General features: G+C 42.8%; 14 protein-coding genes and 3 tRNA genes. 12 read left to right on the top strand and 5 right to left on the bottom strand.

The window, feature by feature from the left end:
• Window positions 1-153 precede the first annotated feature (153 nt).
• The 3 genes from ACFQ3Q_RS14025 to ACFQ3Q_RS14015 all read right to left on the bottom strand — a co-directional run bounded on the left by ACFQ3Q_RS14025 (window position 154) and on the right by ACFQ3Q_RS14015 (window position 7,521).
• Complete coding sequence (locus tag ACFQ3Q_RS14025; RefSeq protein ID WP_380746905.1) at window positions 154-1,614, bottom strand: glutamate synthase subunit beta; 1,461 nt, start codon at window positions 1,612-1,614, stop codon at window positions 154-156.
• A gap of 3 nt (window positions 1,615-1,617) precedes the next feature.
• Window positions 1,618-6,141, bottom strand: coding sequence for a glutamate synthase large subunit (gltB, locus tag ACFQ3Q_RS14020; protein ID WP_380746903.1), 4,524 nt, complete (start codon window positions 6,139-6,141; stop codon window positions 1,618-1,620).
• 237 nt (window positions 6,142-6,378) lie between these two features.
• Entirely contained in the window at window positions 6,379-7,521 is a 1,143-nt protein-coding gene (locus tag ACFQ3Q_RS14015) for an acyl-CoA dehydrogenase (RefSeq protein WP_380746901.1), read from the bottom strand.
• 90 nt (window positions 7,522-7,611) lie between these two features.
• On the opposite strand from ACFQ3Q_RS14015, the gene ACFQ3Q_RS14010 reads away from it, so the two are divergent.
• The 11 genes from ACFQ3Q_RS14010 to ACFQ3Q_RS13960 all read left to right on the top strand — a co-directional run bounded on the left by ACFQ3Q_RS14010 (window position 7,612) and on the right by ACFQ3Q_RS13960 (window position 15,401).
• Window positions 7,612-8,676, top strand: coding sequence for an anhydro-N-acetylmuramic acid kinase (locus ACFQ3Q_RS14010; RefSeq protein WP_380746899.1), 1,065 nt, complete (start codon window positions 7,612-7,614; stop codon window positions 8,674-8,676).
• Window positions 8,677-8,743: 67 nt separating this feature from the next.
• Window positions 8,744-9,970, top strand: coding sequence for a Glu/Leu/Phe/Val dehydrogenase dimerization domain-containing protein (locus tag ACFQ3Q_RS14005; RefSeq protein ID WP_380746897.1), 1,227 nt, complete (start codon window positions 8,744-8,746; stop codon window positions 9,968-9,970).
• A 125-nt stretch (window positions 9,971-10,095) separates the two neighbouring features.
• Window positions 10,096-10,797 carry a MotA/TolQ/ExbB proton channel family protein gene (locus ACFQ3Q_RS14000; RefSeq protein ID WP_380746895.1) on the top strand — a complete coding sequence of 234 codons (702 nt, stop codon included), beginning with the start codon at window positions 10,096-10,098 and terminating at the stop codon, window positions 10,795-10,797.
• Window position 10,798: 1 nt separating this feature from the next.
• The gene (locus ACFQ3Q_RS13995; protein ID WP_380746893.1) at window positions 10,799-11,191 is read left to right on the top strand and encodes an ExbD/TolR family protein; all 393 of its coding nucleotides are present in this window, start codon (window positions 10,799-10,801) and stop codon (window positions 11,189-11,191) included.
• A 1-nt stretch (window position 11,192) separates the two neighbouring features.
• Complete coding sequence (locus ACFQ3Q_RS13990) at window positions 11,193-12,020, top strand: energy transducer TonB (RefSeq protein WP_380746891.1); 828 nt, start codon at window positions 11,193-11,195, stop codon at window positions 12,018-12,020.
• Window positions 12,021-12,023: 3 nt separating this feature from the next.
• Window positions 12,024-13,241: a bifunctional folylpolyglutamate synthase/dihydrofolate synthase gene (locus ACFQ3Q_RS13985; protein WP_380746889.1), complete on the top strand. Its 1,218-nt coding sequence runs from the start codon at window positions 12,024-12,026 to the stop codon at window positions 13,239-13,241.
• Window positions 13,242-13,462: 221 nt separating this feature from the next.
• On the top strand, window positions 13,463-14,308 hold the full coding sequence (locus tag ACFQ3Q_RS13980; protein WP_380746887.1) for a hypothetical protein: 846 nt from the start codon (window positions 13,463-13,465) through the stop codon (window positions 14,306-14,308).
• A 155-nt stretch (window positions 14,309-14,463) separates the two neighbouring features.
• Window positions 14,464-14,541, top strand: a tRNA-Val gene (locus ACFQ3Q_RS13975).
• 47 nt (window positions 14,542-14,588) lie between these two features.
• A tRNA-Val gene (locus tag ACFQ3Q_RS13970) sits at window positions 14,589-14,666 on the top strand.
• A gap of 91 nt (window positions 14,667-14,757) precedes the next feature.
• Window positions 14,758-15,291, top strand: a complete 534-nt coding sequence (locus ACFQ3Q_RS13965; RefSeq protein WP_380746885.1) for a 5' nucleotidase, NT5C type — start codon at window positions 14,758-14,760, stop codon at window positions 15,289-15,291.
• 35 nt (window positions 15,292-15,326) lie between these two features.
• Window positions 15,327-15,401 (top strand) — tRNA-Val (locus ACFQ3Q_RS13960).
• Between the two features lie 71 nt (window positions 15,402-15,472).
• Here the strand turns inward: ACFQ3Q_RS13960 and ACFQ3Q_RS13955 are convergent.
• Both ACFQ3Q_RS13955 and gldJ read right to left on the bottom strand, forming a co-directional pair.
• The gene (locus tag ACFQ3Q_RS13955) at window positions 15,473-16,759 is read right to left on the bottom strand and encodes a UDP-N-acetylmuramoyl-tripeptide--D-alanyl-D-alanine ligase (RefSeq protein ID WP_380746883.1); all 1,287 of its coding nucleotides are present in this window, start codon (window positions 16,757-16,759) and stop codon (window positions 15,473-15,475) included.
• Window positions 16,760-16,829: 70 nt separating this feature from the next.
• A complete protein-coding gene (gene gldJ / locus ACFQ3Q_RS13950; protein ID WP_380746881.1) occupies window positions 16,830-18,524 on the bottom strand; it encodes a gliding motility lipoprotein GldJ in 1,695 nt (564 codons plus the stop codon).
• 427 nt (window positions 18,525-18,951) lie between these two features.
• Here gldJ and porV point away from each other — a divergent pair, with 427 nt between their 5' ends.
• Window positions 18,952-20,103 (top strand): type IX secretion system outer membrane channel protein PorV, encoded by a 1,152-nt coding sequence (porV, locus tag ACFQ3Q_RS13945; protein ID WP_380746879.1) that lies wholly within the window; start codon window positions 18,952-18,954, stop codon window positions 20,101-20,103.
• Window positions 20,104-20,178 lie beyond the last annotated feature (75 nt).

Genomic DNA, 20,178 nt, shown 5'->3' with positions numbered 1-20,178 from the left:
TTGTTTTTGAAACCCCTTCAGGTTATCCTGGAGGGGTTTTTTTATACCCCTGTCCCAAAAAAGGATCTTTACAAAGTCGACAAAAACACCTAATAAAAAAGGCTTAGCCATACGCTAAGCCTTTCTTGGTTGTTTATAAGTCAGTACCTTTATTTAAGCTGCGGGAAGGTCTCCTTCTCCTTTTCGCGGAAGTATAGATTCTCCCATAAGATATTTGTCTACGTGATAGGCAGCTTCCCTGCCTTCAGAAATGGCCCAGACAATAAGCGACTGACCTCTTCTCATATCACCGGCAGTGAAAATATTTGGGATATTGGTCTGGTAATCGTTTCCGGCTTTTATATTGGTCCTTGTATCTAATTCTAAGCCCAGCTGCTGGCTTAAAGTTTTTTCAGGGCCCGTGAATCCCAAAGCGAGCAAAGCAAGCTCACAGGGCCATTCTTTTTCTGAATCAGGGACTTCTTTTAACTGAGGTCTCTTGCCTTCTTCTTTAACCCATTCAATTTCCACCGTTTTAAGGGCTTTTAAATTTCCGTGCTTGTCTTTTACAAATTCTTTTGTAGAGATGCTCCAATTTCGGTTTACCCCTTCCTCGTGAGAAGAACTGGTCTTTAGGGTAAATGGCCAGTAAGGCCAGGGATTTTCATTGCTTCGGTGTTCAGGGGGCATTGGCATAATCTCAAAATTGGTCACAGACTTTGCTCCGTGCCTGTTGGACGTACCAACACAGTCTGAGCCGGTATCCCCACCACCAATTACGATCACATTTTTGCCTTTGGCGTGTAGTTCTTCAACCGGATCTTCGAGACCGTCGACCACTTCATTGTTTCTTTTCAGAAAGTCCATCGCCTGGACAACGCCTTTAGCGTCAGCTCCATCAATTGGCAGTTTCCTCCTCGCAGTTGCGCCTCCACATAAGACTATGGAATCAAACTCTTTTAATTTCTCAGCGCTGTAGTTTTCCCCAACATGCACCTCGGTCTTAAATTTAATTCCTTCTTCTTCCATAATTTTCACGCGGCGGTCGATCACCTGTTTCTCCATTTTAAAATCCGGGATACCATATCTAAGTAGTCCACCAACTTTTTTATCTCTTTCAAAGACTGTGACTTCGTGACCGGCACGGTTAAGCTGTTGAGCTGCTGCAAGACCGGCAGGCCCCGATCCTACCACAGCCACTTTTTTACCTGTACGCTTTTTAGGAGGTTCCGGCTTTATCCAGCCTTCCTTGAATCCGCGTTCTACGATGTACTTTTCTATAAGTTCAATGGCTACAGGCGGATCAATGATTCCCAACACGCAGGCTGATTCACAGGGAGCAGGGCATAGCCTTCCGGTGAATTCCGGGAAATTATTGGTAGCGTGTAAAATTCGCAAAGCTTTTTCCCAGTCATTTTTATAGACCGCATCATTAAAATCCGGTATTAAATTGCCTAAAGGGCAACCACTATGGCAAAAAGGAATTCCGCAGTCCATACATCGACCGCCCTGTTTTTGCAGTATATCAACATCCAGTTCTTTAGTGAATTCCTTGTAGTTTTTGACACGTTCTTCTACAGCATCCTTCTCTTCAACGGTCCTGTCATATTCCATAAATCCTCTTAACTTCCCCATTTCTTATGCTGTTTTTAATTCTACTTTTTCTTTTTCTAATCGCTCTTCTTCCAGTTTTTTGAGAGCTTTTTTATATTCGGTTGGCATCACCTTGATGAATTTGGCTGAACTTTCCTCCCAGTTTTCAAGGATTTCTTTTGCCACATCACTTTCGGTATACTTAAGGTGATTTTCAATAAGCTGTTTCAATTCGGCCTGATCTTCATCTGAAGGTTTTTCCAGGCCAATCATTTCCATATTGAAATTATTATTGTCCAGGTTATTTTCAGGGTTATAGATATAGGCAATTCCCCCGCTCATTCCCGCGGCGAAATTCCTTCCTATTTTTCCTAAGATCACTGCAACCCCGCCGGTCATATATTCACAACCGTGGTCACCAATACCTTCTATCACGGCTTTGGCTCCTGAATTTCTTACGCAGAAACGTTCGCCGCCAATTCCGTTAATATAAGCTTCACCGGTAATGGCTCCGTATAACGCCACATTACCGATTATGATATTCTCATTGGATTTGAATGAAGCTACCTTCGGTTTTCTGACACTTAGAATAGCGCCGCTTAATCCTTTTCCGAAGTAATCGTTGGAATTTCCTTCAATATTCATCGTAAGACCTTTAGTGGCAAAAGCACCGAAGCTTTGTCCTGCAGATCCCTTGAAATTGAGGTTCAGAGTATGCTCTGGCAGACCATTAGCCCCGTGTATCTTAGAGATCTCATTGCTCACTATGGTCCCCGTGGTCCTGTTAATATTGGTAATAGGGAACTCAAGGCTCATAGGTTCTTTTCTGTAGATGGCCGGGTGGGCCTGAGAAAGGATCTCAAAATCCAGAACATTTTCCAGGTTATGATCCTGCTTCTCGGTATTATGAAGTGGCATATCTTCATCGATTTTCGGCTTGTAAAGGATCTTCGATAAGTCGATTCCTTGGGCCTTATAATGCTCGATAGCCTTGTTCATATCAAGTTTCTGGCTTTGACCTACCATTTCGTTTAGCGTTCTGAAACCGAGATCTGCCATAATCTGTCTTAATTCCTGGGCAACGAAATACATAAAGTTGATCACGTCTTCCGGTGTTCCCTTGAAATTCTTACGCAATTCGGGATCCTGGGTGGCAATACCCACCGGGCAGGTGTTCAGATGGCAGGCGCGCATCATAATACAGCCGGTTGCTACAAGCGGTGCGGTAGAAAACCCGAATTCTTCGGCTCCCAGCAGCGCTGCAATTGCAACATCTCTTCCTGTTTTTAACTGCCCGTCACATTCCACCACGATCCTGTTCCTGAGATTGTTTAGAAGCAGGGTTTGTTGTGCTTCGGCAATCCCAAGTTCCCAGGGCAAGCCTGCGTGTCTTAAGGAGGTGAGGGGAGAGGCTCCTGTTCCTCCGTCATATCCGGAGATCAGGACCACATCGGCCTTTGCTTTGGCCACCCCGGCAGCAATAGTTCCCACTCCCACCTTCGATACCAGTTTCACATTGATCCTTGCCTCACGGTTGGCATTTTTAAGATCGAAGATCAGTTGCGCGAGATCCTCAATAGAATAGATGTCGTGGTGTGGTGGCGGCGAAATAAGACCTACATACGGCGTGGAATTCCTGGTCTTGGCAATATCAGGGTTTACTTTTGCCCCCGGCAATTGCCCGCCTTCCCCGGGTTTTGCTCCCTGGGCCATTTTAATCTGTATCTCCTGTGCGTTGCTTAAGTAGTTGATGGAAACGCCAAATCTTCCTGATGCCACCTGTTTGATGGCAGAGTTTTTCCAGGTTCCGTCAGGGTTCTTATGGAACCTTCCTGGATCTTCGCCTCCTTCACCGGAATTACTCTTACCTTTCATCCGGTTCATCGCGATGGCAAGATTTTCGTGTGCTTCTTTACTGATGGATCCGAAGGACATTGCACCGGTCTTAAAGCGTTTCACGATCTCTGTCCAGGGTTCAACTTCCTCTACCGGAATCGGGTTCAGGTCCTTGAACTTGAACATCCCTCGTAAGGTCATCAGGTTTTTACTCTGATCGTTAATGAGTTTTGAGTATTCCTCGTAACTGTTGTAGTTATTCTGTTTTACGGCTTGCTGAAGTTTAGCGACACTGGCGGGATTGAACATATGTCTTTCCCCTTTTCTTCTCCAGCGGTAATCTCCGCCTATGGGCAATTCCAGGTCGGTGTCTGTAGCCTTTTCGTGAAAGGCCTCTTTGTATCTTTTCTGAACTTCTTTCTCGATTTCGTATAAGCCGATCCCTTCGATACGGGTTGGGGTGTTGGTGAAGTATTTATCTACGAACTTCTGGTTAAGGCCAAGTACTTCAAAAATTTGTGCTCCGCGGTATGAATGAAGGGTAGAAATACCAATTTTATTCATAATCTTCACGATCCCTTTTCCGATGGCGGTATTGAAATTTTTCACCGCTTTTTCAGGGTCTTTGATATCGATCTCTTCACTTTCAACAAGTTCATAGATGATCTCGTTCACCATATACGGGTTGATCGCGCTGGCACCGTAACCAAAGAGCAGGGCAAAATGATGCGGTTCCCTTGGTTCTGCAGATTCGATCACTATTCCGAAAGAAGATCTTCGGTTGTGTTTTTTTACCATATGGTGCACAAAAGAACAGGCCAGAAGCGATGGAATAGGAGCGAGCTCCGGATTCACATTTCGGTCTGAAAGAATGATCACATTGCAACCATCATCCACCGCGGCTGTGATCTCGTCAATAATCTCGTCCAGACGGGTCTCAAGACCGTTCAGTCCTTTTGCAGCTTCATATAATATGGAAACCGATTTTGCCTTAAAACCGGGATAGTCTATATATTTTATCTTATCCAGGTCTTCATTAGAGATCACCGGATTCTGTATTCTTAGTTTTTTGCATTGTTCAGGGATAATGTCAAAAAGGTTATTGTCTTCACCTACAGACAGGCTGATATCGGTAACGATCTCTTCCCTGATCCCGTCAAGTGGCGGATTGGTTACCTGTGCAAAGAGTTGCTTAAAATAGTTGAATAACAACTGTGGTTTATGTGAAAGCACGGCCAGGGGAATATCGGCACCCATAGAGCCAATAGCCTCTTTTCCCTGGGTAGCCATTGGGGTAATGATGGTGCTGATGTCTTCAAGGGTATACCCGAAGAGCTTTTGGCGGGTATTAAAATCGATCTTTTCCACGGGCGTCTTATTGCCGGTATAAGGAACGTCAGAAAGCGGAAGCAGGTTTTCATCAAGCCACTTCCTGTAAGGTAATCTGGATACGATCTTGCTCTTCACTTCTTCATCGCCCACAATTCGGCCTTCGTTCATATCTACCAGGAACATTCTTCCCGGTTCAAGACGACCGTGTAATTCTACATTTTCAGGCTGAATATCTATCACCCCGGTTTCTGAAGACATCACCACATACCCGTCTTTGGTCAGGGTGTATCTTGAAGGACGCAGCCCGTTTCTGTCCAGAAGGGCCCCTATGTAATTCCCGTCGGTAAATGGAATGGAAGCCGGGCCGTCCCAGGGTTCCATAATACAGGCGTTGTATTCGTAAAAGGCCTTTTTCTCATCAGACATTGAAGGATTCTTTTCCCAGGCTTCTGGCACCATCATCATAATAGCTTCGGGTAAGGATCTTCCTGTTTGCAGCAGCAATTCAAGCACCATATCCATTGAAGCAGAATCAGATTTTCCTTCGCTGGTGATAGGCAGTATTTTTTTAAGGTCTTCCCCGAAGATCTCACTTTCAAAAAGCTCTTCCCTGGCCTTCATCCGGCTAAGATTTCCGCGAAGGGTATTGATCTCTCCGTTATGACACATATATCTAAACGGTTGTGCCAGGTCCCAGGTTGGGAAGGTGTTGGTCGAGAATCGTTGATGGACAAGGGCCAGCTTGGTGACCACTTCAGGCTCATTCAGGTCGCGGTAATAGGTGTTGATATCCTGGGGCATCAACAGGCCTTTATATATTATGGTGTTGGTCGATAAACTTGGCAGGTAGAAATATTCAGATTCTGAGAGTTCTGATCTTTCGATACGATGTTCCGCGATCTTACGGGCCGCAAAAAGTTTTGCATTGAATTCGGTGTCTGAAACATCATCTCCTTTTCCGATAAAAATCTGTTCGATATTCGGTTCAGACAAAGATGCGATACTTCCCAGGCAGGACCGGTCTACAGGTACCTCTCTCCAGCCAATAATATTCAGTGCCTGTTCCTTTATTTCTTCTTCAAAGATCTCCTTACAGATCTTGCGCTGGTTTTCAGACCTGGGAAGAAAAACCATTCCCACGGCATAAGATTTGAATTCCGGGAGTTTGAATTCACATTGTTTACTGAAAAAATCGTGAGGGATCTCGATGAGAATACCCGCACCGTCACCCGTTTTTCCGTCGGCACTAACTGCACCACGATGTTCCAGTCTTACCAGAATATCGATGGCTTTGTGAATAATGTCGTTGGTTCTTTTCCCTTTTAAATTGCAGATAAACCCGGCACCACAATTATCATGCTCAAATTCCGGAGAATAGAGCCCCTGCTGCTTCAATTTCATATCCTTTTGTCCTTAAGTTATTACCTCAAAATTATCTAATAAGGTAAAGAATATGAAGCGAATTATCTTAAATAGCCGAAGAAATGCGGCAATAAGAATTAAATAAGGATAAAATGAAAATTCGCTATTTTGGAAGGTTGAATTTTATAAAAATCTGAATTATTCTGAAACTTTTGAAATGAAAAAAGCCCGTTTTTGAAGATCAGGAACGGGCTTTTTAACAATTATATTTTATTCTTAGTCCTTCAAAATACTTCTTGAGATAACTATTTTCTGAATTTCAGAAGTTCCTTCATAGATCTGGGTGATCTTGGCGTCACGCATCAGTCTTTCTACATGGTACTCTTTTACGTATCCGTTACCTCCGTGAACCTGAACGGCTTCAACCGTTACATCCATCGCTACTTTTGAAGCCTCTAATTTGGCCATAGCACCGGAAAGATCGTAATTCTGTTTCTGGTCTTTATCCCAGGCAGCTTTCATTACAAGGTGTCTTGCCGCCTCGATAGAGGTGTGCATATCTGCCAGTTTAAAGGCGATAGCCTGGTGGTTGCAGATCTCGGTTCCGAAAGCTTTCCTTTGCTTCGAATAATCTTTTGCAAGCTCATAAGCTCCCGCAGCGATACCCAGTGCCTGGGCAGCGATACCAATTCTACCTCCGGATAAGGTCTTCATCGCAAATTTAAATCCGAATCCGTCTTCCCCGATCCTGTTCTCTTTCGGGACCTTTACATCGTTGAAGTTAAGAGAGTGTGTGTCACTACCTCGAATTCCAAGTTTCTGCTCTTTTGGACCTACTTCGAATCCTTCCCAGCCTTTTTCAACGATAAAGGCATTGATTCCTTTGTGTTTCTTCTCACGGTCTGTCTGTGCTATTACAAGATAAAAGTCGGCAGAGTTCCCGTTGGTGATCCAGTTTTTTGTTCCGTTAAGGATATAATGGTCACCTTTATCTATAGCAGTAGTTTTTTGAGAGGTAGCGTCACTTCCCGCTTCCGGTTCAGAAAGGCAGAAAGCTCCTAATTTCTCTCCTGTGGTGAGTTTGGAAAGGTATTTCTCTTTTTGTTCGGGAGATCCGTAGGTGTCAAGACCCCAGCAAACAAGAGAGTTGTTTACCGACATCACCACAGATGCCGAGGCATCTATCTTTGAAATCTCCTCCATTGCAAGTACATACGAAATGGTATCCATACCGCCACCACCGTACTCCGGTGAAGCCATCATACCGAGAAAACCAAGTTCTCCCATTTTCTTAACTTGCTCTGCTGGAAACTCCTGTTTTTCGTCACGTTCTATAACGCCCGGCAGCAATTCGGTTCTAGCAAAGTCGCGCGCTGCATCGCGAATCATTATATGTTCTTCTGTAAGTTTGAAATCCATAATATCTTGGTTTAGGAAAAACGAATTTTGGAGCTCAAAGGTAGCTTTTTGCTATCTATTTTTCAATTATGAACTGTTATTTTTACGAATATGAAAAAAAGTACTTATAAAGTGATCGGCGTGATGTCCGGAACCTCCCTTGATGGGATCGACCTGATATACGTTGAATTTGATATAAACACCCAATGGGACTATAGTATTATTGCAGCTGAAACCCTGGAATATACAGATGCCTGGCGGACCAAACTGGCTGCAGCATTGGATTTTTCAGACGACGAACTGAAGGGATTGAATCAGGAGTACACCAGATATCTAGCCGGAGTGATCTCTACCTTCATTAAAAAGCATAATATTAAAGAGCTTGATGCTGTTTGCAGTCACGGCCATACCATTAAACACGAGCCTGAAAATAATTATACCTTGCAGATCGGCAACCTGCCTGTCCTGGCAAATTTGATCGGGCATAAAGTGGTATGCGACTTCAGGGTGCAGGATGTTAAACTTGGTGGCCAGGGCGCCCCGCTTGTTCCCATCGGTGACCGTATCTTATTTTCAGATTATAAATACTGTCTTAACCTTGGAGGTTTTGCGAATATTTCTACCGAAACGGCATCCGGGAGAATGGCTTATGACATTTGTGCGGTGAATACGGTGATGAACCCTTATGCGAAAAAGCTGGGGAAAGATTATGATAAAGGAGGCGCTATAGCAGCAACGGGAAAGCATAATCAGAAGATGCTTTACGAGCTGAATAATCTTGATTTTTACAGGAAAGATCCTCCAAAATCCCTTGGGATAGAATGGGTGAATAAGGAGATCTTCCCGCTTTTAAAAGAATTTGAAAATGATCTTCCTTCAGTATTAAGGACCTATTGCGAGCATATTGCAATGCAGGTTGCAAATGCCGTGGACGGAAAGGAAGATTCCAGGGTGCTTGTAACCGGCGGAGGTGCTTTCAACGATTTCCTGATAGAACAGTTCAGGGAGTTTTCTAATGTTGAATTCGTGATTCCATCCAAAGAGCTTATAGATTTTAAGGAAGCGCTCATTTTTGCACTTCTGGGAGTTCTTAAATTAAGAGGGGAGGTAAATGTCCTGAAGTCGGTAACCGGAGCCTCAAAAGATCATTCTTCAGGTCTGATTTTCAATCCCTGAAATTATAACTGCAATTAACAAAAACCAGCTTTTTAGTTTTATATATTTGCTAGCAAACAAAACATAAATGAAAGACTTACTTAAATTATACGAGAACAAAGAACCTGAAATTGTGTTTAACTGGAAGGATTCCGAAACCGAAGCCGAAGGCTGGACCGTGATCAATTCGCTTCGCGGTGGTGCTGCCGGTGGGGGAACCCGTATGAGGAAAGGCCTGGATATGAACGAAGTGTTGTCTCTTGCGAAAACGATGGAGGTGAAATTCACTGTTTCAGGACCTCCCATTGGAGGGGCTAAATCCGGGATAAATTTCGACCCGGCAGATCCAAGGAAAAAAGGTGTTTTGGAACGATGGTATAAGGCAGTTTCCCCGTTGTTGAAAAGTTATTACGGGACCGGTGGAGACCTTAACGTAGACGAGATCAATGAGGTGATTCCTATTACGGAAGATTGTGGGGTGTGGCATCCGCAGGAAGGAGTGTTCACCGGGCATTTTCAACCTTCTGAGGCCGATAAAATCAACAGAATTGGTCAGTTGAGACAGGGAGTGATCAAAGTTTTGGAAAACACTAATTTCTCTCCTGATATTACCAGAAAGTATACGGTTGCCGATATGATCACCGGTTATGGTGTGGCTGAAGCCGTAAAACAATATTATGAGATCTACGGCGGTAGTGTAGAAGGTAAGAAGGCCATCGTTCAGGGCTTTGGAAATGTAGGCTCCGCAGCGGCTTACTACCTTGCTCAAATGGGAGCTAAGGTTGTGGGGATTATTGACCGCGTTGGGGGATTGATCAATGAAGACGGTTTCAGTTTTGAAGAGATAAAGGAGCTTTTCCTTAATAAGGAAGGAAATACTTTAAAAGCCGATAATCTTATTCCTTTTGAGGAGATCAATGAAAAGATATGGAAACTGGACGCTGAGATATTTGCTCCCTGTGCCGCTTCAAGGCTGGTTACAAAAGAGCAGATCTCCAGCCTTATCGATAATAAACTTGAGGTGATCTCCTGTGGGGCGAATGTTCCATTTGCAGATAAAGAGATCTTCTTTGGGCCGATTATGGAATATACCGATGAGCGTGTAAGCCTAATTCCTGACTTTATCTCTAACTGCGGAATGGCACGTGTTTTTGCTTACTTTATGGAAAGAAGAGTGCAAATGACTGATGAAGCTATCTTCAATGATACCTCAATGACCATTAAGAATGCCATCAAGAATACTTTCGATAATAATAGCAGTAAAACGAACATCAGTAAAACTGCTTTCGAAGTCGCTCTGAAACAACTGGTTTAACCCCGGGTTTCGATCTTGAACTTCAGAATAACGAAAGGGAATTTGCCCGGCTGAATATTTTACTAAATTTGGATTACAATTAAACCTGTTTTATCACGTTACATTAAAAAACCTAACATATACTTATGCTATATTTTTTTCAGCAGGACGAACTGGCTCAGACAGCCCAGGACGCCGAGCCCGTTGTAGAAGAAAAAACCCTTTCGTTATTTGATCTAATGTTAAGTGGTGGTCTCGGAGGCCAGATCATTATTATCATATTATTTATTCTGCTGTTCGCGGCGGTCTATATTTATTTTGAAAGGCTCTTCGCCATCAAATCGGCCAGCCAGGTCGATAAGAATTTTATGCTCCAGATTAAGGATAGCGTACTGAACGGGAATATTGAGTCGGCTAAAATGCGATGCCAGCAAAGTGATTCACCTGTTGCGCGGCTTACCGAAAAGGGGATTTCAAGGATTGGAAGTCCGTTGGAAGATATTAACACCGCCATAGAGAATGCCGGACGTCTTGAAGTTTATAAGCTCGAGAAGAACGTTAGTATTCTTGCCACTATTGCCGGTGCGGCCCCAATGATAGGGTTCCTGGGTACAGTGATTGGTATGGTACTTGCATTCCACGAACTGGCTACCAGCAGTGGTCAGGCTCAAATGGGAGCCTTGGCCGAAGGTATCTATACCGCGATGACCACAACGGTTGCCGGTCTTGTAGTGGGTATTATTGCCTACATTGGCTACAACCACCTGGTGGTAAAGACAGATAAGGTGGTGCACCAGATGGAAGCCACCGCGGTAGATTTCCTTGACCTGCTAAACGAACCTGCTTAATATGAATTTAAGAGGCCGAAATAAAATTAGTCCGGAGTTCAGTATGAGCTCAATGACAGATATCGTATTCCTGTTATTGATCTTTTTTATGCTGACCTCTCCGGTGATCACGCCTGAAGCTTTAGACCTCATACTTCCTAAGGCTAAGGGAAAGACCACGAACAAGCAGACCATTTCGGTGAGCATCACCAAGGATCTGCAGGTATATATCAATAAAGACCGTGTTAGTAATAGCGCCCTTGAGAGTACGCTGAAGGAAAGACTGGCGGGAGAAGAAAACCCTACCATAATTCTTCGGGCTGAAGAGGGAGTGCCTATTGAAAAGGCGGTTAATGTAATGGATATTGCAAACAGGAATAAGTATAAAATTGTATTAGCGGTGAAACCGGAATAATATGGCAATATTAGAAACCAAACACGAAAAAAAATCTTTTACCATCACGGTAATTTTACACGTGTTGCTGATATTGCTTATGCTTTTTTTCGGCTTTACTTATCTTGATCCGCCACCAGAGAATGGGATCGCCATCAACTTTGGGACTTCTGAAGTTGGTTCGGGCGATAAACAACCTACCCAGCCTGTAAAATCTGCGCCTCAAAAAAGTGCCGTTCAGCCTGTAAAGTCGGAGCCGGTGGTAGAGAAGGAAGTGGTTACTCAGGAAACTGAAGAAGCTCCGGTGATCAAGAAAGAGAAAAAGGAAGTGAAGACTCCACCCGTAGAGAAACAGCCTGAAAAACCTAAGGAGGAACCCAAGCCGGTAAAGAAACCGGATCCAAAACCTGATAAATCTACTACCGATGCAATGAGTAGTATTTTTAACGGGCCTGAAAAGGATGGTTCAGAAGAAGGTGGGGAAGGAAATGATAATCTTGCCGGAGATAAGGGTAGTCCTGACGGAGATCCGAATGCCAGTTCTTATTATGGCCAGGGTACAGGTCTTGACGGCGACGGGAATTACCGGCTTGGAGGTAGAAAAGCCCTGAACAAAGAGAAATTTGTTCAGGATTGTAATGAATCTGGAATTGTTGTGGTGAGGATCGAAGTAAATCAACAGGGTCAGGTAATTAGAGCTACTCCCGGTGTGAAGGGGACTACCAATTCAGCTCCCTGTCTTACCGATCCTGCGAGGCGTGCCGCCCTGGCTACACGATTTAATAGTGATGATAATGCTCCTTCCAGACAGGTGGGGACCATAATCTATAACTTCAAACTTTCAGAATAGGTGATGACGTATAAGCAAACTGTTGAGTGGATGTTTCAGCAGTTGCCTATGTACCAGCGAGTGGGTGCAACGGCATTTAAAAAAGATCTTACCAGGACCCTTAAAATGGCCGAATATCTTGGTCACCCTGAAAGGAAATTCAAATCTGTACATATTGCCGGCACTAACGGAAAAGGCTCTACCAGTCATATGTTGGCAGCTATACTTCAGGAAGCAGGCTATAAGGTTGGACTTTATACTTCCCCGCATTTAAAGGATTTTAGGGAAAGGATAAAGATCAACGGTGTCGTGATCCCTGAAAAGGCGGTTATTGATTTTATTGAAAAACACAGGAAGTTTCTTGAGGAGAACAAGCTGTCTTTCTTTGAAATGACTGTGGGAATGGCCTTCGATTATTTCGCAGAAGAAAAAGTGGATATTGCCATAATTGAAGTTGGAATGGGAGGAAGGCTGGATTCCACGAATATTATTACTCCCGAAGTTTCCGTGATCACCAATATTGGCCTTGACCATACTCAGTTTCTTGGCAATAGTCTCAAAGAAGTAGCCGGGGAAAAGGCCGGGGTTATTAAAAATGAGGTACCGGTAATCATTGGTGAAAAAGATGAAGAGACTATCCCGGTTTTCATTGAAGCAGCGGTAAAAAATAGTGCTGAGCTTATTTTTGCTGAAAATGTTGAACAAAAGCAATACAGCACCGATCTTAAAGGCGATTATCAGAACAAGAATATGAAGAGCGTGGTTGCCGCGGTAGAGGTGTTAAGGAAAAAGGGTTGGGAAATTCCTGAGGAAGCCCTTAAAAATGGTCTCAATAGTGTTAAACTCCACACAGGTTTGCAGGGAAGATGGGATGTTTTGCAGGAACATCCGAGAGTGATCTGTGATACAGCCCATAATAAAGAAGGTCTAAAGCTTGTTTTTGGCCAACTCGGCCAGGAAAAATTTCAGCACCTTCATATTGTGTTGGGTGTTGTAAACGATAAGGATCTTGATAGCGTACTTCCTTTGTTTCCAAAAGATGCAAGGTATTATTACTGTAAACCCGATGTTCCAAGAGGTTTGGATGCTGATGAATTAGCGAAAAAAGCTCTGGAGTTTGGTCTCGACGGCAGGTCTTATGCTTCAGTAAAAGATGCCTATGAAGCTGCATTGGCAGAAGCGGTAGATGAGGATCTTGTATTTGTTGGTGGTAGTAATTTTGTAGTTGCAGAGGTTCTTTAATCTTTATTGAAAACAACTGTATTTCAGCAGTGTAGGAAAATATTTATTTGACTTTAGCTTTTTTTGCTTAACTTAGGGCTTCTACTTTTTGTTATAATACTTTACCGTTAAGTACGCCCTGCTTTCTCCATAGTTTATTCAGAATTTTATTGATCGATGATTTCGGGAACTGTTTCCGGGATCCGGACTATTTATTTTTAACCAATTAAAAATCAAACATTATGGGGCTATTAAAAAAAGGAATGCAGGGGAGTCTTGCATTATTATTTCTGTTTTGCGGTGTTTTGACCGCTCAGGAAAAAGCGCAGGAAGATTCTCAGGAAGAATCTCAACAGGAAGAGTTTAAACCGGTTTATCTAACCGTTAGTACATTTCACTGGAACGACGATCCGGATATCGATTTTTCGGAATGGCTTGATACCGAGAAGGAGTATTTTGAGAAGGTGACTAGTAAGAACGACCTTATTATTGGTTCAGGGTTCTATATGCATTATTTTACTCCGGACAATTCTGAGATCATTCAGGTATCGGTGTATGAGAACTGGGCAGATATTGAAAAGGCAAATGAAAAGAACCAGGAATTGATTGAGGCCGCCTGGCCCGATGAAGAAAAAAGACGATCTTTTTTCCAAAAGCAGAATTCCTATTACAGTCCGCAACACAGTGATGAGATCTATACTTCTATGCGATTTCATAAGCCTATGGAAATGGCTTCCGAAGAACCTTTGGTGTATTATGTGAAGAGTAGCGAGCTTTCGATGAACGGAGAAGGTTCGCCTGCCAGTTTTGGTGAGTACAATAAAAATGTGGTGCAAAAGAACAAGTTCGTTAAGGCCTATTATACTCATCGTCATTTATGGGGAGCCAACAGCCGTGAGATGGCTGAGGTTTTTGTGTTTGAGGACCTTGCAGATCTTGAAGCCTCCTTTGAAGAAGATGAAAGGCTTGTTGGAGAACACTGGCCCGATGAAGGAGAAAGGGAGTCTTTTATGGAAGATATGGGCAAATTGTTTACCGGGAGACATTCCGATTATATCTACCGGAATGTGCCGGAGTTAATGAAGTAAACGCTATAATTAACTGGCCCTGAGTTTCTTTTGCTCAGGGCTTTTTATATGCGCTCATCTCTGGCCTGCAGGCCAGAAAAAATAATAGAACTTTTTTCATTTTTGCTTTGCGCAATTGAAAAACTAGCCTATATTTGCATCCGCAATCAAGAATGGGGCGCGTAGCTCAGTTGGTTCAGAGCACTTGGTTTACACCCAAGGGGTCAGGGGTTCGAATCCCTTCGCGCCCACCACCATTCAAAGGCTTCCGTAAAAGGAGGCCTTTTTTTAGTTTTCTTGAGGGCGCGTAGCTCAGTTGGTTCAGAGCACTTGGTTTACACCCAAGGGGTCAGGGGTTCGAATCCCTTCGCGCCCACCACAATTCAAAAAGGCTTCCATTTTCTGGGAGCCTTTTTTATTTCTGCCAATATTTATTAGTTATCTTCAGCATTTAAATTGTTATTAAGGATATGAAGAAAGAATCTATAGCTATCGATATGGATGGGGTCGTTGCCAACGTAGAAGTTCATTTTATAGATTGGTATAACGAAGAATACGATGCCAATATAATTCAAGATGATCTTAAAGGGAAATCTGAAGATGATGCATTTCCCGTTCCTGGTATAATTAAAAAATATGCCAATACCGAAGGCTTTTTTCGTACTGTTCCGGTTATGGAAGGAGCTGTAGATGCGGTTAAGAGACTAAATGAATCCTATGAGGTGTATCTGGTTTCAGCAGCAATGGAATTCCCGAGAAGCCTCCTGGAAAAGAGAGCCTGGATAGAGGAGCATTTTCCTTTTATTGACTGGAAGCATATTGTTTTTTGTGGTGATAAGAGCATTGTCGGGACCGATTATATGATAGACGATCATACTAAAAACCTGGATCCATTTGAAGGGAGGAAACTTTTGTTTGATGCTTTTCATAATTTGGAAGTGTCGGGTTACCACCGGGCCGGAAGCTGGCAGGAAGTGCTTCATTTTTTTGAAAAGGAAAGCTAGCCGAGACGGATTTTTTATTATTTTACGGCTGCTTTGGGTGATTAGCTCAGTTGGTTCAGAGCACTACCTTGACAGGGTAGGGGTCACTGGTTCGAATCCAGTATCACTCACAACAGGCTTTAATGAAGAGACCACAAACCGAAGGCTTGTGGTCTTTTATATTTATTGATATTCCTTACTGCTAAAGTGCATCCAATAGATTCTCCAGGGCCATTCCTCTTGAACCTTTTATCAGGATAAAGCTGTTTTCTGTCTTGCTTAATTTCAGGTGTTTTTTAAGGCTTGAAGTGTCATTGAACTTTATTACCGTAGACTTATTGAAGTGTGTTTTTTTAAAATTTGGGCCTACCAGGTATGTTTCTGAAAAATCATTATTGGTGATGAAATTCACGATTGCCTGATGCTCTACTTCTGAAGAATCTCCCACCTCGAGCATATCTCCCAGGATCACGATCTTTGTTTTTTTGGTATCGGTATCTCTGAAGTTCTCAAGTGCTGCCATCATACTTGTAGGGTTTGCATTGTAAGCGTCCATTAAAATGGTGTTAGAGCCCATTTCAATGAGTTGAGAGCGGTTGTTGCTGGGAGTATAGTTTTCTATAGCTTCTTTAATGTCGCTGAACAGCACTTTAAAGTAAAGCCCTATGCTCAGGGCTGCAGCCATATTTAAAGCATTGTATCGTCCTGTGAGTTTGCTTGTAAAACGCGTGTTGTTGAATTCCAGAGTAGCACTGGCTGTTTCGCCGGGAAATTCAATTTTTACGTGCGCATTTCTTGATCTGCCAAAGCTAAAAACGTGATTATAGCGTGAATGTTTTTTTTGGACTTCATCGTCATAATTTAAGAAAATAAGTTTTTTATGGTCCTTAAGGTGGTTATAAAGCTCGCTTTTTGCCTTGATCACTCCTTCGAGACTACCAAAACCTTCTAGGTGTGCTTTGCCAAAGTTGGTGATATAACCGTAATCAGGGCAGGTGATATTGCATAAGAATTCGATCTCTCCCGGGTGATTAGCTCCCATCTCTACGATGCCTATTTCCGTATTCTCATTCATAGATAGTAGGGTAAGCGGCACACCAATGTGATTGTTGAGGTTCCCGCTTGTGGCAACGGTATTGTATTTTCTTGAAAGTACAGCCTGGGTCAATTCTTTTGTGGTTGTCTTTCCATTGCTTCCGGTGATCCCTATAATTGGGATTCCCAGGAATTTCCTGTGAAACGTAGCCAGTGCCTGAAGCGATTGCAATACGTTCTTAACAAGAATATACTGCTCCTTATTTAGCGCATAATCAGGGTCATCTACAACGGCTAATTTTGCTCCTTTTTGAAGGGCTTCAGCCGCATATTTATTTCCGTTAAAGTTGGCTCCTTTAAGGGCGAAGAACATGCTTCCTTCTTGAATGTTGCGGGTGTCTGTTCCTGCTCCTGAGGTAAGGAGAAATTTTTGATGGAGTTGAGCTGTGTTCATAGATTTAAAGCTATAAAAAAAGCCCTAAAAAATAGGGCTTCCTTCAATAATTTATAAAAGTCTTAAGCTTTTAGTTTTGAGCTTTTTTGTTCTTCTCTTTAGATTTTGAACCAACTCTGGACATTGCGTTTCTGAACCCAATGTAATCGGTTGCCATATCCTGAGGGAAGAATCTGCGTTGTGCAGGGTCGAGCCAGTAGGCTCTGTCTCTCCAGGAGCCTCCTTTGTATACTCTTACTTCGTCACTTATCAGGGTGGTTCTCTTCTCGGAATCGTATCCTCTTTCTGCAACCTCTCCTGTGCTGTCAATTTTTACATTGTCATAAGTTGGAGAGTTATACATTCTTTTTGAAGGATTATCGATCTCCTGAAAAGGTTCGTAATATCTAGAAGAACTTTTATCACCGTCACGGAAATCGCGTTGGTCACTTTCGGTGAAGTTGGTTCTCATATAAGTATCTTCCTTGGTAACCGGAACTTCGGCTATTTCTCCAGGGAGGTCTCTTGCCACGATTTGTCCGTTGCTTAAGGTGTCATATTCGATATCATCGGTTCCTACAACTTTAACAGACCCGTCTTCGGTAATTGCGTGTTTGGTGTAAACATTACCACGGTAGTAGTTGAAGTCGTTAAACTCGTCATCCACTATTGGGCGATAGACATCGGCAACCCATTCGGCTACGTTTCCGGCCATATCATAAAGTCCGAAATCGTTAGGCTCGTAAGACATAACTTCGGCGGTAATATCGGCGCCATCATCACTCCATCCGGCAATTCCGCCATAGTCACCATCTCCCTGTTTGAAGTTGGCAAGCTGGTCACCTTGTTTCTTTACATCTCCTGAACGGGTGTATTGCCCGTCCCACGGATATTTTTTTCTACCTCTGTAAACATTATAGTTTCTGATCCCTACAAGACCAAGCGCGGCATATTCCCACTCAGCTTCCGTAGGTAGACGGTATTCCGGTAAAAGCACCCCGTCCTTACGCTGAACAAATTCCTGACCTCCAAGAGAATTTCCTTCTCCATCAGTATTATCAGCGTTATTTTCGATCATTTTTTGAGATTCCTTTCCTCCCTGGCTTATTTCGGTGTTACCTCCATAAGTTTTGCTTGGTGCATTCAGGTAAGTTTCGGTATTAAAGGTGCTTGATGCATTTACCTCGTTGTAAATAGCATCTTCCTTAATGTAGCCTTCTTCAGCCAGTATCTTTTCGTTTACCCTGTCTGTTCTCCATTTACTGAATTCTACGGCCTGTATCCAGCTCACGCCTACAACAGGGTATCTGGCATATGCCGGGTGACGAAGGTAGTTGTTCACCATTGTTTCGTTATAGCCTAAACGATTTCTCCAAACCAATGTATCAGGAACCGCACCCTTATAGATGTTTCTGTACTTATCTTCACTTGGAGGGAAGACATTTTTAAGCCAGTCAAGGTACTCCATGTACATCATGTTGGTAACCTCGGTCTCATCCATATAGAAAGACTGCACGTGTTGTTGGTTAGGAGTGTTATTCCAGTCGTGCATTACATCATCCTGAACTCTTCCCATCGTAAATGTTCCTCCTTCAATAAATACCAGACCCGGGCCAGTTTCCTGCTCCTTGTAATCTGTATTGTATTGAAAACCACCGTCCTTGGAGTTGATGTCCCAGCCGGTAGCTCTGGAATTATTTTTATAATCCCTGGAGTTATTACAGCTTAGTAAACCGGCGCTTATGGCGATGGTTAAAAATGCTTTGTAAGCAACATTGGTTCTCATATTCTTCCTTTCTTTAGCTAGAAAATTTAGGCTTTGCAATATAGTAATTAACGATAAAAGTACAAGTTTATTTTATTAATATCGAATAGGGTGTAAAAACTTAGTAAGTGGCTGTGTTTGTTGGTTCCCCGCGTCCTTTTACTTGTTCTGTTTGTTGTAGATTGCGAGCCCTGTCAGTTAGTTCGATTAGGGCAAAAATAATGGTTTTTGTTTAACCTCAAGGTTAAAATTTAAGCTATTTAATGTGATTGGTATACAATATTTTAGTAATTTAATAGTTAGTATTTATTCACGTAGTTTTTTCGAAAACACCCCCTATTCTGCTGTTATTGACCTCACATTTAAGAAATCGTGACTTTCTTTTCTAAAAGACTGTCTTTTTAAACAATAATATAAAGTATATATTTGTTAACCATTAACCAACACGATGAAAAAAAATACCTTTTTATTGCTAGCGGCTGTTTTATTAGCGAGCCTTGCTGTAAGGGCGCAGGAGGAAAGAGATAGAGTGATCACTACAGCAGTTCCTTTTTTGACAGTGGCAGCAGATGCGAGAGCAGCGGGAATGGGGGACCAGGGAGTTGCAACTTCGCCAGATGCATTTTCTCAGCAGTGGAACCCAGCGAAATATGTCTTTCTTGAATATCAAAATGGTCTGGGAATTTCTTATACCCCATACCTTAGCGATATTGTCAACGATATTTTTCTTGGAAACGTAAATTACGCATACCGAATAAATGAGCGTAGTGCAGCTGCTGCGAGCCTCAGGTATTTTAGTTTGGGTACTATAGAAATAAGGGATGATATAGATCAGGATCCGTTATTGGTCAATCCCAATGAGATGACCTTTGATCTTTCATATTCCCTCCGGCTAAGCGAGACTTTTTCTATGGCAGTTGGAGGTCGTTACCTTCGGTCAGACCTTGGGCTTCGTGACGAGCAGGACCTTGGTGCCGCCGATTCTTTTGGAGTGGATATTGCTGCTTTTTTTCAGAGCGATCAGCTTACCTTCAATTCTTTTGACGGGTTGTATCGCCTAGGAGCCAATATTTCTAATATCGGTCCTAAAATGAAATATGACGACGCCGGGCAGGAAAACTTTATCCCGACCAACCTTAAGCTGGGTGGAGGTTTTGATTTTATTTTTGATGTGGATAACCGTCTTGGCACCTATGTGGAATTTAATAAATTGCTCGTGCCTACCCCTAAGGATTTTAATAATGACGGAGAGATAGATGTGGAAGACGCAGAAGAATATAATCAGATTGGTGCTATTGAAGGTATCTTTAAATCATTTGGGGATGCCCCGGATGGATTCAGTGAAGAACTTCGGGAGGTTACATGGGCCCTTGGAGCCGAATACAAATACCGTGAGGTCTTTGCGTTACGTGCCGGATATTTTAACGAAAGCGAAACAAAAGGTTCGCGTAAATTCTTTTCTGTAGGTTCAGGGTTTAAATATGAGATTGTAAACATTGATATTTCTTATCTTTTCTCCACTTCAAATGTGCCGAGTCCTCTGGAAGGAACTCTAAGGTTTGGCCTTACCTTCAATTTCGGGGAAGAATTTGTAAATTAACAGACTGCGTGAATTATCACCCGGGAAAAAGAGTAGCTGAATGTAATTTTTCCTTATTATTGCATCCCTCTTTTT

It is taken from the genome of Salegentibacter chungangensis, assembly GCF_042678405.1.
Classification (GTDB): Bacteria; Bacteroidota; Bacteroidia; order Flavobacteriales; family Flavobacteriaceae; genus Salegentibacter_A; species Salegentibacter_A chungangensis.
Note: the sequence above shows the minus strand (reverse complement) of the source record. Positions and strands in the feature narration are given on the sequence as shown.

Coding starts and splice junctions, on each gene's coding strand:
- gldJ (WP_380746881.1), bottom strand. CDS start 18,524: ATGAGAACCAATGTTGCTTACAAAGCATTTTTAACCATCGCCATAAGC.
- ACFQ3Q_RS13995 (WP_380746893.1), top strand. CDS start 10,799: ATGAATTTAAGAGGCCGAAATAAAATTAGTCCGGAGTTCAGTATGAGC.
- gltB (WP_380746903.1), bottom strand. CDS start 6,141: ATGAAATTGAAGCAGCAGGGGCTCTATTCTCCGGAATTTGAGCATGAT.
- ACFQ3Q_RS13985 (WP_380746889.1), top strand. CDS start 12,024: ATGACGTATAAGCAAACTGTTGAGTGGATGTTTCAGCAGTTGCCTATG.
- ACFQ3Q_RS13965 (WP_380746885.1), top strand. CDS start 14,758: ATGAAGAAAGAATCTATAGCTATCGATATGGATGGGGTCGTTGCCAAC.
- ACFQ3Q_RS14015 (WP_380746901.1), bottom strand. CDS start 7,521: ATGGATTTCAAACTTACAGAAGAACATATAATGATTCGCGATGCAGCG.
- ACFQ3Q_RS14010 (WP_380746899.1), top strand. CDS start 7,612: ATGAAAAAAAGTACTTATAAAGTGATCGGCGTGATGTCCGGAACCTCC.
- ACFQ3Q_RS14000 (WP_380746895.1), top strand. CDS start 10,096: ATGCTATATTTTTTTCAGCAGGACGAACTGGCTCAGACAGCCCAGGAC.
- ACFQ3Q_RS14025 (WP_380746905.1), bottom strand. CDS start 1,614: ATGGGGAAGTTAAGAGGATTTATGGAATATGACAGGACCGTTGAAGAG.
- ACFQ3Q_RS13990 (WP_380746891.1), top strand. CDS start 11,193: ATGGCAATATTAGAAACCAAACACGAAAAAAAATCTTTTACCATCACG.
- ACFQ3Q_RS14005 (WP_380746897.1), top strand. CDS start 8,744: ATGAAAGACTTACTTAAATTATACGAGAACAAAGAACCTGAAATTGTG.
- ACFQ3Q_RS13980 (WP_380746887.1), top strand. CDS start 13,463: ATGGGGCTATTAAAAAAAGGAATGCAGGGGAGTCTTGCATTATTATTT.
- ACFQ3Q_RS13955 (WP_380746883.1), bottom strand. CDS start 16,759: ATGAACACAGCTCAACTCCATCAAAAATTTCTCCTTACCTCAGGAGCA.
- porV (WP_380746879.1), top strand. CDS start 18,952: ATGAAAAAAAATACCTTTTTATTGCTAGCGGCTGTTTTATTAGCGAGC.